Raw genomic sequence first — 13,574 nt, forward strand, 5'->3', positions numbered from 1 at the left:
AAAGCCTGCGTGTTCCTCTAATGGAAAGGTATATGAAAAAAGTACATGTCATTGATTCCCACACCGGCGGCGAGCCGACTCGCCTGGTGATGTCGGGTTTGCCCCAGCTGGCTGGCCGGACCATGGCCGAGAAGCGCGACACCTTTCGCGAGCAGCATGACCAATGGCGTCGCGCCTGCCTGCTGGAGCCCCGTGGCAACGATGTGCTGGTGGGTGCGTTGTACTGCGAACCGGTGTCGCCGGATGCCACCTGCGGCGTGATCTTCTTCAACAACGCCGGCTACCTCGGCATGTGCGGTCACGGCACCATCGGCCTGGTCAACTCGCTGCACTACCTGGGGCACATCCAGCCCGGCGAGCACAAGATCGATACGCCGGTCGGCCCGGTCAGCGCCACGTTGCATGAGGACGGTAACGTCACCCTGCGCAACGTGCCCGCCTACCGCTACCGCCAACAGGTGCCGGTCGAAGTGCCGGGGCATGGCCGCGTGTACGGCGACATCGCCTGGGGCGGCAACTGGTTTTTCCTGGTGTCCGATCACGGTCAGGCGTTGCAGATGGACAACGTCGAGTTCCTCACCGAGTACACCTGGGCCATGCTCAAGGCCCTTGAAGCCCAAGGCATCCACGGCGAAGACGGCGCCCTGATCGACCACATCGAACTGTTTGCCGACGACGACCACGCCGACAGCCGCAACTTCGTCATGTGCCCCGGCAAGGCCTACGACCGCTCGCCTTGCGGCACCGGCACCAGCGCAAAACTGGCGTGCCTGGCGGCCGACGGAAAACTGGCCGTCGGTGAGCGCTGGGTCCAGGCCAGCATCACCGCCAGCCAATTCGTCGGCAGCTACGAATGGGAAGGCGCACGCATCATCCCTTTCATCACCGGCCGCGCCCATATGACCGCCGACAGCACCTTGCTGATCGACGAACAGGACCCCTTTGCGTGGGGCATTTGAGCCCCTCGCCTCTTCTCTCAACCGAACTGAACAAACGCTTCAAGGAGTGACAACAATGAGCGACAACATTTTCACTGGCTGCATCCCTGCACTGATGACCCCATGCACCGCCGAGCGCAAGCCGGACTTCGACGCGCTGGTGGCCAAGGGTCGCGAGCTGATCGACATTGGCATGAGCGCGGTGGTGTATTGCGGTTCCATGGGTGACTGGCCGCTGCTGACCGAAGCCGAGCGTCAGGAAGGCGTGGCGCGCCTGGTGGCCGCCGGCGTTCCGACCATCGTCGGCACCGGTGCCGTCAACAGTCGCGAAGCGGTGTCCCATGCGGCACACGCGGCCAAAGTCGGCGCCCATGGTTTGATGGTCATCCCTCGCGTGCTGTCTCGCGGCGCTTCGGCCACCGCGCAAAAAGCCCACTTCGCCGCGATCCTCCAGGCCGCTCCAGGCTTGCCTGCGGTGATCTACAACAGCCCTTACTACGGCTTCGCCACCCGCGCCGACCTGTTCTTCGAACTGCGCCGCGAGTATCCGAACCTGATCGGCTTCAAGGAGTTCGGCGGTGCCGCCGACCTGCGCTACGCCGCCGAGCACATCACCTCCAAGGACGATGACGTGACCCTGATGGTCGGTGTCGACACCCAGGTGGTGCATGGCTTCGTCAACTGCAACGCCACCGGCGCCATCACCGGCATCGGCAACGCGCTGCCGCGCGAAGTGTTACGCCTGGTGGCCTTGAGCAAACAAGCGGCCAAGGGCGATGCCAAGGCACGTCGCCAGGCACGGGAGCTGGAATCCGCGCTGGCGGTGCTGTCGTCCTTCGATGAGGGCTGCGACCTGGTGCTCTATTACAAGCACCTGATGGTGCTCAACGGCGACAAGGAATACAGCCTGCACTTCAACGAGACCGATGCGCTCAGCGATGCCCAGCGTCGTTACGCAGAGAACCAGTACGCGCTGTTCCGCCAGTGGTACGAGCAGTGGTCGGGCGAGCAGAACTTCGCCTGACATCCAGCCTGTACAGCGGCGTGCCAATGCGCGCCGCCTTTATTTTCGCCCACGGCGGTACGGCGCTTTTTCGCAAACGCCTCCCCTCTTTTTTTCAGGAAAGACCATGACTCTGACAGGCAACATGTTGATCGGCCAACAGGCCATCATCGGTAACCGCGAAGCGATCCACGGCATCGATCCCGCCACGGACCTGCCCCTTGAACCAACCTATCACGGTGGCAGCGGCGAACACGTCGAACAGGCCTGCGCCCTGGCCTGGAGTGCCCTGGACAGCTACCGCGCGACGTCCCTGGAGGCCCGCGCCGAATTCCTCGAAACCATCGCCAGCGAAATCGAAGCCCTGGGCGATACGTTGATCGACCGCGCCGTGGCCGAGACCGGCCTGCCACGCCCGCGCATCCAGGGTGAACGGGGCCGCACTTGCCAGCAATTGCGCACCTTTGCCCGCACCGTGCGGGCCGGTGAGTGGCTGGATGTACGGGTCGACTCCGCGCTGCCGGAGCGTCAGCCCCTGCCCCGCCCGGACCTGCGTCAGCGTCAGGTGCCGCTCGGCCCGGTGGCGGTGTTCGGCGCCAGCAACTTTCCCCTGGCCTTCTCCGTCGCCGGCGGTGACACCGCGTCGGCGCTGGCCGCTGGTTGCCCGGTGATCGTCAAGGCCCATGGCGCGCACCCCGGCACCGGCGAACTGGTGGGCCGCGCCGTGGCCCGTGCGGTCAAACTGTGCGGGCTGCATGAAGGCGTGTTCTCGCTGTTGTACGGCTCCGGCCGCGAAGTGGGCATCGCTCTGGTCAGCGATCCGCGCATCAAGGCCGTGGGTTTCACCGGCTCGCGCAGCGGTGGCATCGCCTTGTGCAACGCGGCCCAGGCGCGTCCCGAGCCGATCCCGGTGTATGCGGAAATGAGTTCGATCAACCCGGTGTTGCTGTTCCCGGCGGCCCTGCAATCGCGAGCCGAAACACTGGCGCAAGGCTTCGTCGCCTCCCTCACCCAGGGCGCCGGCCAGTTCTGCACCAACCCTGGCCTGGTGATTGCCCGCCAAGGCCCGGACCTTGAGCGCTTCATCAAGACAGCTGCGCAACTGCTACAGAACAGCCCGGCGCAGACCATGCTCACCCCCGGCATCTTCAACGCTTATGAGTCCGGCGTCGGTTCGCTGGCCGAACACGCGCAAACCGTGGCAAGGGGCCTGCGGGGCGAAACGCCGAACCAGTGCCAGGCCCACCTGTTCGTCACCCAGGCCAGCGACTTTCTCGCCGACCCGGCCTTGCAGGCGGAAATGTTCGGCGCCGCATCGCTGATCGTGCAATGCGCCAGCGACGCGCAAATCCGCCAGGTCATCGAACACCTGGAAGGCCAGTTGACCGCCACCCTGCACCTGGACGATGCCGACGTGGAGAGCGCCAGGGCCTTGCTGCCGACCCTGGAGCGCAAGGCCGGGCGTCTGTTGGTCAATGGCTGGCCGACCGGGGTCGAGGTATGCGATGCCATGGTCCATGGCGGCCCGTTCCCGGCGACGTCCGATGCCCGCAGCACCTCGGTCGGCACCGCCGCCATCCTGCGGTTCCTGCGCCCGGTCTGCTATCAGGACTTCCCGGACGCCCTGTTGCCGGCCGCGCTCAAGCACGGCAACCCGTTGCAGTTGCGCCGTCTGCTCGACGGCCAGAGAGAAGCCTAGGCCATGTCGATCCATTCCCCTTTGAACCATTCGCAAACAACGGCGGACGTTGCCGTGATCGGCGCCGGGATCATCGGCGTCGCTTGCGCCCTGCGCCTGGCGCGCCAGGGCCGGCGGGTGGTGGTCATCGATCAACAGGAGCCCGGCCGTGGCGCCTCGTTCGGCAATGCCGGGCACCTGGCCACCGAGCAGGTGTTCCCCATCGCCGATCTGTCGATCCTCAAACGCCTGCCCGCCATGCTCTTGGACCCGATGGGCCCGCTGCGCCTGGACTGGAAATACATGCCCCGGGCCCTGCCCTGGTTCACACGCCTGCTGCTGAACCTGCGCCCGGCGCCGTTCCAGCGCACCGTGGCCGGCATCCGCGCGCTCAATGAAGGCAGCCTGGGTGCCTGGCAGCGCTTGCTGGAGACCATCGACCGCCCCGGGTTGCTCAAGGCAGACGGCTCGCTGCTGGTATTCGAGCGCCCCGACTCGCAGCAGGCCATCGAAGCGCTACAGGCGCGCATGCGCCAGCAACAAGTGCCGGTGGATTTCTGGCAGGCCAAGGCGGTAAGCGATGCGGCGCCGCAACTCAGCGAGCAGATCCGGGGTGGCTTGTTTTTCCCGCGCACCGGGCATTTTCTCGATCCCTTCCAGGTAGTCGGCGAACTGGTGCACGCGGCCAAAAACAGCGGCGTGCAGTTCCTCAAGCAGCGGGTCGAGGGCGGGCAATTGAATGAACACGGTGTGTCGTTGATCACTGATCAGGGCCGCGTCAGCAGTCGACAAGTGCTGATAGCCTGTGGCGCGCATTCCGCCAGGCTCACCGCCGCGCTGACCGGCAAGAAGGTGCCGCTGGACACCGAGCGCGGCTATCACCTGATGCTGCCCCACGAACACGGGCGCCTGCCGTTCGCCGTCACGTCGCTGGAGCGCAAGTTCATCATGACGCCAATGGCCGACGGGCTGCGCCTCGCCGGCACCGTCGAATTCGCCGGCCTCGAATGCCCACCGACCATGGAACGCGCCTGGCAGTTGCATCGACTGAGCAAAGGCCTGTTCAAGCGTGAACTGAGTGCTGAAGCCGCGACGCCATGGATGGGTTTCCGACCCTCCTTGCCCGACTCCCTGCCGATCATCGACCGGGTGTGCGACGGCAAGGTCCTGCTCGCCTTCGGCCATCAGCACCTGGGGTTGACCCAGGCGGCGGTCACGGCGGAGATGATCGCGCAGATGGCCTCGCCCTTGACCGACGCCCAGCCTCACGGCCTGCCGGCGACTGCGCCGTATCGGCTGGATCGTTTCTGAGGCCCCAATCAAGCCGAGCCCTCGTCATTGCAAGGGCGAAAACTTCGCCGGCAGGTAGATCGTCGAGCGCATGTCACGCAATTGCGGGCCGGAGTTTTCCGGCGGCCAGACGCCGTCGGCGACCGCCTGGGTGCGCACCTGCAAGCGCTGCTCAAGGCTGGCCCACGGCCAGATGTGCAGATAGCGCGGCAGCGCGCCGTCGGTGGCGTAAAACGCCGCGTACACCGGCGAATACTGCTCGGCGGTTCGTGCCTCGATGGCTTTGCTCCAGCCGTCGAGGGTGGGCTGCAACCCGCTGCTGACCAGGTCGTAGACACGCAGTTCGTAGAATGGACCGTGCGTCCCCGCGCTCAAGGGTTCGAGGAAGGGAAACAGCGTGTAGTTTTCGATGCGCAGATCGGTGATCCACTCGTTGATGCCAAACGCCCCGCCTCCCAGCAGGAAACGCTCGCGCTCCGCCTGCCTTGAGTGTTCGTCGGCATAGCCGCGCAGCACGGCAATCTGGTTCAACTGACCGATCTCCGAGGCCCAGCAACCCATCAGCGTGCCGCCGACATTCGGGTCGTCCAGCGCCGCCTCGATCTGCGCCAATGCTTGCGCAACCGTGCGCACCCGCACAGTGAAAGTGATCAGTTCAAAAAAACCCATAGCGACTCCGCCGACTTGATTGCCAAAAGCCCACAGCCTAAGGCAGCCCCTGCCGACAGGGTATTGAGACGAACCCCATCGATTACGGCATTTCCCCCAGTGTTCCAGGTGATTTCTTTACGCCGGGCAACCATCGATTATTTACACAACGTGTTCAATGCCTTCACTTAATGGCGCTTGATGCAGGAATGGCGACGAATATGCTGTGGGTACGTTTCCGTGATCTCGCATGACAACAAGAGCCCACACCATGCACAGCCCCAGAACGCTCTACCAGAAACATATCGACAGTCACACCGTCTGCGCCCTCGACGATCAGGGCCATGTGCTGCTGTACATCGACCGCCAGGTCGCCAACGAATACACCAGCCCGCAAGCCTTCAGCGGCATGCGCGACGCAGGTCGCAAAGCCTGGCGGCCGAGCGCGACGCTGGCGGTGGTCGACCACGTCAATCCCACGGCGCCGACACGCGTTGCCACCATGCCGGACGCCGGCGGTGCCCGTCAGGTGTCCTATTTCGAAGAAAACTGCCGCGACTTCGGCATCGAACTGTTCGATGTACTGGACAAGCGCCAGGGCATAGAGCACGTCGTGGCCCCCGAGCAGGGCTTTATCCTGCCCGGCATGGTCGTTGCCGCCGGCGACAGCCACACCACCACCTACGGTGCCCTGGGTGCCTTCGGTTTCGGCATCGGCACCTCGGAAATCGAACACCTGCTGGCCTCGCAGACCCTGGTCTACAAGTGCCTGAAGACGATGCGCGTGACGGTCAATGGCCTGCTCGGGCCTGGCGTGACGTCCAAGGACATCATCATGGCCCTGATCGAGCAAATCGGCGCTTCAGGCGCCACCGGCTATGCCATCGAATTCGCCGGCCCGGCGATCAGCGACCTCAGCGTCGAAGCACGCATGACCATTTGCAACATGGCCGTCGAGGCTGGCGCCCGAGGTGCGTTCATGGCCCCGGATGACAAGGTCTTCGCCTACCTGCAACACAAGCCCCGCGCACCCCAGGGCCAGCTGTGGGAACAGGCCATCGCAAAATGGCGCGGCCTGCACAGCGACGATGGTGCGGTGTTCGATCGCGAAGTCACCCTGGATGTCGCGACGCTCGAACCCATGGTCACCTGGGGCACCAGCCCCGATCAGGCTGCACCGGTGGGCGGGCATGTGCCGGACCCGGCCGCGCAGCCGGACCTGATCCTGCGTCAGGGCATGCAACGCGCCTTGAACTACATGGGCCTGGAACCGGGCATGCCGCTCAGCGACGTGGTGATCAGCCATGCTTTCATCGGCTCCTGCACCAATGCGCGCATCGAAGACCTGCGCGATGTCGCCCGCGTCGTGCGCGGCAAACGGGTGGCAGCCCACGTGCGGGCCATGATTGTTCCCGGCTCGACGATGGTGCGTGACCAGGCCGAAGACGAAGGGCTGGCGCAGATATTCCTCGACGCCGGTTTTGAATGGCGCCAGTCGGGTTGCTCGATGTGCCTGGCCATGAATGACGATGTGCTCGCCCCCGGTGATCGCTGTGCATCGAGCACCAACCGCAACTTCGAAGGCCGGCAAGGCGCCGGCGCGCGCACCCATTTGATGAGCCCGGCCATGGTCGCCGCCGCAGCGATTACCGGACACTTGACCGACGTGCGCACCTTCGCGCTGGAGGCTTGAACCATGCAACCTTTCGCTATCGTCAGCGGCAGCGCCGCCCCGCTCCTGGCCGCCAACATCGACACCGACGTGATCATGCCCAAGCAGTTTCTCAAAGGGATCGATCGCAAGGGTCTGGACAAGGGTCTGTTCTTTGACTTGAGGTTCCTTGAGTCCGGCGAACCCGATCCGCGGTTCATCCTCAATCAACCGGCCTGGAGCGAGGCTGCGTTTCTGGTGGTGGGTGCCAATTTCGGCTGTGGTTCGAGTCGCGAACATGCGGTCTGGGGCCTGAAACAAGTGGGCATCCGGGCACTGATCGGCACCAGCTTCGCCGGCATTTTCTACGACAATTGCCAGCGCAATGGGGTGTTGGCGATTCAGCTGACCGAGGATCAACTCAAGCAGATTGCCGCGTTGACCAGCAACCCGGCAACGGCTCGAATCAGCGTCAACCTGCCGGAGCAAACCATCGAACTGGCTGACGGCAACGTGATCCCGTTCGAGATCGATGAACTGCGCAAGCAATCATTACTGCTGGGGCTGGATGCCATTGGCACCACGTTGCAACGGGCCGAACAGATTCGCCAGTTCGAAGCCCGGCACCTGGCGGAAAATCCCTGGCTGGTCTGATAAGGATCCTGTAGGAGCGAGCCTGCTCGCGATGGTCGTTAACGATAACGCGTGTTTACTGGCTAAACGCGGCGCTTTTGAATCCATCGCGAGCCAGCTCGCTCCTACAGAGGATGATGACGCCGGTGGTTCACTCAACCGACAGATGACGGAAATATTCCTCCAGAAACTCAACGCAAACCCGCAGCTTGGCCGACTGGCTCAGCCGCGTCGGGTATACCGCCCACACGTTGGCGCTCTGGGTGTAATCGTGCAGCACCTGCACCAGTCGCCCCTGCTCCAGCATCGGCTTCACATCCCACATCGAGCGTAACAGGATCCCGCCGCCACTCAAGGCCCACTGCAACACGATCTCACCGTTGTTGGAGGATAACGGCCCGCTGACACGCACCGATTCTTCCTGCCCGTCCTTCGTCAGGTTCCACACGCCGAACGCGTTGTTGCGCTCCTTGAGCACCAGGCAATCGTGGTCCTTGAGGTCAGCCAGCGACTGCGGCACACCGCGCCGTTCCAGGTACTCGGGCGTCGCACACAGCACCCGCCGGTTGCTCACCAGTTTGCGCCCCAGGTGCTGGCCCGGCAGGTCATCCCCCACGCGAATCTCCAGATCGAAGCCCTCGCCAACGATATCGACCACGCGGTCGAATACGTCCAGGCGCAGCTCGAGTTTCGGATAGGTCTGCGACAGCTCGCAAATAGCCGGCGCCACATGGTTGCGGCCAAAACCGAAGCTGCTGCAGATGTGCAACGAGCCCATGGGTTGTTGCCGCGCCTCGGATATTTCGCCGACGAAATCATCGAAGTCACCCAGCAACTTCTCCGCCCACACCCGCACCCGCTCGCCGTCGTCGGTCAGCGCGATGCGTCTTGTCGTGCGGTGCAGCAGGCGGGTCGAGAGCGTGGTTTCCAGCACGGAAATGCGTTTGCTGATGTAGGCCGGCGAATACCCCAGCTCCTCGGCGGCGCTGGCGAAGCCGTTTTTGCGCACGACGGTGAGGAACACCTTGAGGTCTTCAGGCAAGGGAAATTGATCACGATTCGTGTTCATACGCCTCATACTTTTGCTGTTTATCGCGTTATTCGCGAAGGATAGCATCGATCTACCGAGTGGCAATCCATCCCCGGCCAACCGTGGTTTCTGAATCCTCGATAAAAACAACATGAGGAAAGCGCGACATGAACAAGCCCTACGAGCAAACCCTTAACGCCCCCGACGGCGGTTTCGTGCAACGCCTGCGCAGCCTCTGCGCCTACGAAATCGGCGTCATCCCGCTGCCGATCTTTCTCGGCATCGCGGTCATCGTTTATCTCTCGGCCCATCTGGGCTTCCTGCCCAAGAACATGATCGGCGGGCTCGCCGTGATCATGACCATGGGCGTGTTCTTCGGCCAACTGGGGTCGCGTCTGCCGATCCTCAAGGAAATCGGCGGCGGCGCCATCCTGTGCCTGATGCTGCCCTCGATCCTGGTGTTCTACGGCTTCTTCGGGCCGGCGACGATCGACGCGACCAAAATGCTCATGAAGGAAGCCAACTTCCTGTACTTCGTGATCGCCAGCCTGGTGGTCGGCAGCATTCTGGGGATGAGTCGTTTCATCCTGGTCCAGGGCATGCTGCGGATGTTCATTCCCCTGCTCGTCGGCACCCTGGCCGCCGTTGCCAGCGGATTGCTGGTCGGCAAACTGGTGGGCTACAGCTTTCACCACACGTTCTTTTTCATCATCGTGCCGATCATTGGCGGCGGGATCGGCGAAGGGATTCTGCCCCTGTCGCTGGCCTACTCGGCGATCCTCGGCGGCACCCCGGATATCTACGTAGCGCAACTGGCGCCCGCCGCCGTGGTCGGCAACATCGCGGCGATCATCTGTGCCGGTTTTCTCGCGCGCCTGGCACTCAAACGCCCGAACATCAATGGTGAAGGTTCGCTGATCCGCGCCAAGGACGAGAACGATAAATTCAAGGTCAAGGAAGACACCGGCTCCCTTGTCGACTTCCGCGTCATGGGTGCCGGGGTGCTGGTGATCTGCGCGTTCTTCGTCCTCGGCGGCCTGCTGGAAAAAGTCGTGGGCATTCCCGGCCCGGTAATGATGATCCTCGTGGCGGTGCTGTTTAAGTACCTTCGGGTGCTGCCGGAGAAACTCGAGAAAGGCGCCAACACCTTTTACAAGCTGGTGTCATCGGCCTTCATCTGGCCGGTCATGATCGGCCTGGGCATGCTCTACGTGCCGCTGGACAGCGTAGTGAAAGTGTTCTCGGTCGGCTATGTGCTGGTGTGCGTCTCGGTGGTGGTGTCGATGACCGTGGCCGGCTTTTTCATTGGCAACCTGATGAAGATGTACCCCATTGAATCGGCCATCGTGACCTGCTGTCACAGCGGCCTGGGCGGAACCGGAGACGTGGCGATCCTCTCGGCTTCCAACCGCATGTCGCTGATGCCGTTCGCGCAGATTTCCACGCGCATTGGCGGGGCTTCGACGGTGATTCTGGCGACGATACTGTTGCGGCTTTTTGTTTGACGCTGTGCCGGTGACCGAAGGGAGTTCTCTTGAGCAAGAGAACTCCCTTTTCATCACCTGAAAAAATCACTCGGCGTCTTGCCGAACTGCTTCTTGAACATGGTGGTGAACGCGCTCGGGCTGTCGTACCCCAGCTCCCCGGCGATGTCGATGATCTTCTCCCCGACGGCGATGCGCTCCAGCGCCAGCAGCAGTCGCGCTTGCTGGCGCCATTGGCCGAAGGTCATGCCGGTTTCCTTGCGGAAGCGGCGCTGGATGGTTTTGGCGTCGAGGCTCAACCGCGCGCTCCAGTCCGACAAGGTCGAGCCATCGCCTGGGTCTTGCTGCAATGCGCTACAGATCTGGCTGATCCGTTGATCGGTGGGCTGCGGCAGGTTCAAAGGCAAGGTCGGCAGGATCGTCAGTTCGTCCAGGATCAGCCGCAGCACCCGGGCTTCCCGGGAGTCCGGATCGCAATTGAAATCGAAATCCACCGAGACCTTGATCAGCTCACTGAGCAATGCGGACACACTCACCGCCCGGGTTTCGCCGGGCAGATCCGGGCTTGCGCCGGGGTGCACAAACACGCTGCGCATCTTGATCGGCCCCACGCAGCGAATCGAGTGCACTTCCCCACTCGGCATCCAGATGCCACGGCTCGGCGGCACTGTCCATTGGCTGGTGGCGGCGTGCACCACCATCACGCCTTCGATGGCATAGATCAGTTGATGCTTTTCATGGGAATGCGGCGCGATAAACCAGTTTTCCGGGTAGTCGGTCGCACTGCTGCGAACGCTCCAGCCGCCCTGGTCGATCTCCGCAAGAAATGTCTGCAATGGCTTGATCATGACGCCCTTTTTGCGATGGTCCGTGCCCGAGCTGCGCGAGACGGGCGACTTTGTGGGCCATAGGATAACGCCGAACCCTGAAATCGGCTGCGCCTTGCATTCGCGGCTCGCGTTTTTTATCCGGAAACCCGCCTATGTCGACCACTACCCTCAGCTCGCCCTCACCCACCGTCTCGGTCGCCAGCCAGGCCAGCCCCCTGGTCATGCGCGTCATCGGCGCCTGTGCCCTGGCGCACCTGATCAACGACCTGATCCAGGCCGTGCTGCCGTCGATCTATCCGATGCTCAAGGCCAGCTATGGCCTGAGCTTCACCCAGGTCGGGCTGATCACCCTGACCTTCCAGCTCACCGCCTCATTGCTGCAACCGTGGATCGGCTTCTACACTGACCGTCATCCCAAACCGTGGCTGCTGCCGGCCGGCATGGTCTGCACCCTGATCGGTATCCTGATGCTGTCGATGGTCGGCAGTTTCCCGGCGATTCTCGTGGCCTCGGCGCTGGTGGGGGTTGGCTCGTCGACCTTTCACCCGGAGACCTCGCGGGTGGCGCGCCTGGCCTCGGGCGGTCGCTACGGCCTGGCGCAGTCGACCTTTCAGGTCGGTGGCAACGCCGGCAGCGCCTTCGGCCCCTTGCTGGCCGCCGCGATCATCATTCCCTATGGCCAGGGCAACGTCGCCTGGTTCGGCCTGTTCGCGGTGTTCGCCATCCTCGTGCAATACGGCCTGAGCCGCTGGTATCGCAATCACCTGAACCTGTTCAAGCTCAAGCAAGGCAGCAAGGCCACCCACGGACTGTCCAAGCGGCGGGTGACCTTCGCCCTGGTGGTGCTGGCGCTGTTGGTGTTTTCCAAATACTTCTACATGGCCAGCTTCACCAGTTACTTCACCTTCTACCTGATCGAAAAATTCGACCTGTCGGTGGCCAGTTCGCAGCTGTACCTGTTCCTGTTTCTTGGCGCTGTCGCGGCGGGTACCTTCTTTGGCGGCCCGATCGGTGACCGGATCGGCCGCAAGCGGGTGATCTGGTTCTCGATCCTCGGCGCAGCGCCGTTCACCCTTGCCCTGCCCTACGTCGACCTGTTCTGGACGGGCGTGTTGAGTATGATCATCGGCTTCATCCTCGCCTCGGCATTCTCGGCCATCGTGGTCTTCGCCCAGGAACTGGTGCCCGGCAACGTCGGCATGATCGCCGGGGTGTTCTTCGGCCTGATGTTCGGGTTCGGCGGGATCGGTGCTGCGTTGCTCGGGCATCTGGCGGATATCCATGGCATCGAGTACGTCTACACGCTGTGTTCGTTCCTGCCGCTGCTGGGAATTCTGACGATCCTGTTGCCTTCGACCCGGAGCGCTCGCTGAAGGATTCAGCCGATCACTTTTGCTACCAACCTTGTAGCACTCGGTAACACCTGTCCCTGTTGCGGTGCGTCTTTTCCACGACGCGCCGCCACCCACCCCGCTCCACATGGGCAAACCCGCCATGGCGTACTTTGTGCATCCAAAGGCCATCCTCTTCTGCCTGTAGTCGCCATGCGCCCCAAGGAACTGAAACTCTGGACCACCGGAGTCGCCCACCTGCTCGACCTGCCTGCCGGGCATGGGCGGCTGTCGGGGTTGAGCCACTGGCTGCGGCAAATCTGCCCGGTCGATCATTTCGTGTTGTTTGTCTACGAAGGCAATCACCGGCCACTGGCGTTGTTCGATACGTTCTCGGCGGACAAGCGCGCGGTGTATGTCGACGACTATCAGTGCGGGCCTTACCTGCTCGATCCGTTCTACCTGGCCTGTACACGCGGGCAGGCGCCGGGGCTGTGGCGTCTGCGCCAGTTCGCCCCCGACCACTTCTACCTTGGCGAATACTTCCTGACCTATTACCAGCAAACCGGACTGGCCGAGGAAGTGGCGTTTTTCGTCGACCTCGGAGGTGGCGCCATGGCGGTTTTGTCGCTGATGCGCTCCAGTGCCAGTTGCGCCTTCAGCCGGGACGAAATGCAGTTGGTCGAGTGTGCGCAAGCGGTGGTCGAGCAGATTATCAATGAAGCCTGGCGCTTGCGTCAGGCCCAGCAACCGCGCCCGGCGCAGGACCTGGACTTCAAGATCCGCGAAGCCTTCGACCACTTCGGCGCGCACATCCTCACCGGACGCGAACAGGAAATCGTTCAACTGTTACTGCGCGGCCACTCCAGCGCCTCGGTGGCCGAACAACTGAACATCAGCCCCGGCACGGTGAAGATTCACCGCAAGAACATCTACGCCAAACTGGGGATTGGCAGCCAGTCGGAGTTGCTGGGGTTGTTCATTCGGGAGCTGACGGAGGATCCGTTGCAGGCGCCCGGCCTCAGGTTGCACGCCTGATACCTGTCGGCTAGCACAAC

12 protein-coding genes are annotated in these 13,574 nt (G+C 63.0%); 9 read left to right on the plus strand and 3 right to left on the minus strand.

What is annotated here, in order from left to right; genetic code table 11:
• Positions 1-32: 32 nt before the first annotated feature.
• From AC07W4_RS19185 to AC07W4_RS19200, 4 genes are all read left to right on the plus strand, one after another.
• Positions 33-959, plus strand: a complete 927-nt coding sequence (locus AC07W4_RS19185) for a 4-hydroxyproline epimerase (protein WP_495033569.1) — start codon at positions 33-35, stop codon at positions 957-959.
• Positions 960-1,014: 55 nt separating this feature from the next.
• Positions 1,015-1,962 (plus strand): dihydrodipicolinate synthase family protein, encoded by a 948-nt coding sequence (locus AC07W4_RS19190; RefSeq protein WP_495033570.1) that lies wholly within the window; start codon positions 1,015-1,017, stop codon positions 1,960-1,962.
• A 106-nt stretch (positions 1,963-2,068) separates the two neighbouring features.
• The gene (locus AC07W4_RS19195; protein WP_495033571.1) at positions 2,069-3,640 is read left to right on the plus strand and encodes an aldehyde dehydrogenase (NADP(+)); all 1,572 of its coding nucleotides are present in this window, start codon (positions 2,069-2,071) and stop codon (positions 3,638-3,640) included.
• A gap of 3 nt (positions 3,641-3,643) precedes the next feature.
• Positions 3,644-4,930 (plus strand): NAD(P)/FAD-dependent oxidoreductase, encoded by a 1,287-nt coding sequence (locus tag AC07W4_RS19200; protein ID WP_495033572.1) that lies wholly within the window; start codon positions 3,644-3,646, stop codon positions 4,928-4,930.
• A gap of 24 nt (positions 4,931-4,954) precedes the next feature.
• On the opposite strand, the gene AC07W4_RS19205 is transcribed toward AC07W4_RS19200, so the two are convergent.
• On the minus strand, positions 4,955-5,578 hold the full coding sequence (locus tag AC07W4_RS19205; protein WP_495033573.1) for an NIPSNAP family protein: 624 nt from the start codon (positions 5,576-5,578) through the stop codon (positions 4,955-4,957).
• A gap of 250 nt (positions 5,579-5,828) precedes the next feature.
• Here AC07W4_RS19205 and leuC point away from each other — a divergent pair, with 250 nt between their 5' ends.
• Both leuC and leuD read left to right on the plus strand, forming a co-directional pair.
• The gene (gene leuC / locus AC07W4_RS19210; RefSeq protein WP_495033574.1) at positions 5,829-7,250 is read left to right on the plus strand and encodes a 3-isopropylmalate dehydratase large subunit; all 1,422 of its coding nucleotides are present in this window, start codon (positions 5,829-5,831) and stop codon (positions 7,248-7,250) included.
• 3 nt (positions 7,251-7,253) lie between these two features.
• Entirely contained in the window at positions 7,254-7,862 is a 609-nt protein-coding gene (leuD, locus tag AC07W4_RS19215) for a 3-isopropylmalate dehydratase small subunit (RefSeq protein ID WP_495033575.1), read from the plus strand.
• Between the two features lie 130 nt (positions 7,863-7,992).
• On the opposite strand, the gene AC07W4_RS19220 is transcribed toward leuD, so the two are convergent.
• Positions 7,993-8,910, minus strand: coding sequence for a LysR substrate-binding domain-containing protein (locus AC07W4_RS19220; protein WP_008004747.1), 918 nt, complete (start codon positions 8,908-8,910; stop codon positions 7,993-7,995).
• Between the two features lie 128 nt (positions 8,911-9,038).
• On the opposite strand from AC07W4_RS19220, the gene AC07W4_RS19225 reads away from it, so the two are divergent.
• Positions 9,039-10,376: a 2-hydroxycarboxylate transporter family protein gene (locus AC07W4_RS19225; RefSeq protein ID WP_495033576.1), complete on the plus strand. Its 1,338-nt coding sequence runs from the start codon at positions 9,039-9,041 to the stop codon at positions 10,374-10,376.
• Between the two features lie 53 nt (positions 10,377-10,429).
• On the opposite strand, the gene AC07W4_RS19230 is transcribed toward AC07W4_RS19225, so the two are convergent.
• Positions 10,430-11,203, minus strand: a complete 774-nt coding sequence (locus AC07W4_RS19230; RefSeq protein WP_495033577.1) for an AraC family transcriptional regulator — start codon at positions 11,201-11,203, stop codon at positions 10,430-10,432.
• A gap of 134 nt (positions 11,204-11,337) precedes the next feature.
• Between AC07W4_RS19230 and AC07W4_RS19235 the strand changes: the two genes are divergently transcribed.
• Both AC07W4_RS19235 and AC07W4_RS19240 read left to right on the plus strand, forming a co-directional pair.
• Positions 11,338-12,558 (plus strand): MFS transporter, encoded by a 1,221-nt coding sequence (locus tag AC07W4_RS19235; RefSeq protein ID WP_495033578.1) that lies wholly within the window; start codon positions 11,338-11,340, stop codon positions 12,556-12,558.
• Positions 12,559-12,729: 171 nt separating this feature from the next.
• Positions 12,730-13,554: a helix-turn-helix transcriptional regulator gene (locus AC07W4_RS19240; RefSeq protein ID WP_495033579.1), complete on the plus strand. Its 825-nt coding sequence runs from the start codon at positions 12,730-12,732 to the stop codon at positions 13,552-13,554.
• The last annotated feature ends 20 nt before the right edge of the window (positions 13,555-13,574 follow it).

This window comes from Pseudomonas sp. GW821-FHT02A08 (assembly GCF_059422045.1).

What these genes read in the sequence shown, in the direction of transcription:
- AC07W4_RS19185 (WP_495033569.1), top strand. Translation starts at nt 33, where the DNA reads ATGAAAAAAGTACATGTCATTGATTCCCACACCGGCGGCGAGCCGACT.
- AC07W4_RS19190 (WP_495033570.1), top strand. Translation starts at nt 1,015, where the DNA reads ATGAGCGACAACATTTTCACTGGCTGCATCCCTGCACTGATGACCCCA.
- AC07W4_RS19195 (WP_495033571.1), top strand. Translation starts at nt 2,069, where the DNA reads ATGACTCTGACAGGCAACATGTTGATCGGCCAACAGGCCATCATCGGT.
- AC07W4_RS19200 (WP_495033572.1), top strand. Translation starts at nt 3,644, where the DNA reads ATGTCGATCCATTCCCCTTTGAACCATTCGCAAACAACGGCGGACGTT.
- AC07W4_RS19205 (WP_495033573.1), bottom strand. Translation starts at nt 5,578, where the DNA reads ATGGGTTTTTTTGAACTGATCACTTTCACTGTGCGGGTGCGCACGGTT.
- leuC (WP_495033574.1), top strand. Translation starts at nt 5,829, where the DNA reads ATGCACAGCCCCAGAACGCTCTACCAGAAACATATCGACAGTCACACC.
- leuD (WP_495033575.1), top strand. Translation starts at nt 7,254, where the DNA reads ATGCAACCTTTCGCTATCGTCAGCGGCAGCGCCGCCCCGCTCCTGGCC.
- AC07W4_RS19220 (WP_008004747.1), bottom strand. Translation starts at nt 8,910, where the DNA reads ATGAACACGAATCGTGATCAATTTCCCTTGCCTGAAGACCTCAAGGTG.
- AC07W4_RS19225 (WP_495033576.1), top strand. Translation starts at nt 9,039, where the DNA reads ATGAACAAGCCCTACGAGCAAACCCTTAACGCCCCCGACGGCGGTTTC.
- AC07W4_RS19230 (WP_495033577.1), bottom strand. Translation starts at nt 11,203, where the DNA reads ATGATCAAGCCATTGCAGACATTTCTTGCGGAGATCGACCAGGGCGGC.
- AC07W4_RS19235 (WP_495033578.1), top strand. Translation starts at nt 11,338, where the DNA reads ATGTCGACCACTACCCTCAGCTCGCCCTCACCCACCGTCTCGGTCGCC.
- AC07W4_RS19240 (WP_495033579.1), top strand. Translation starts at nt 12,730, where the DNA reads ATGCGCCCCAAGGAACTGAAACTCTGGACCACCGGAGTCGCCCACCTG.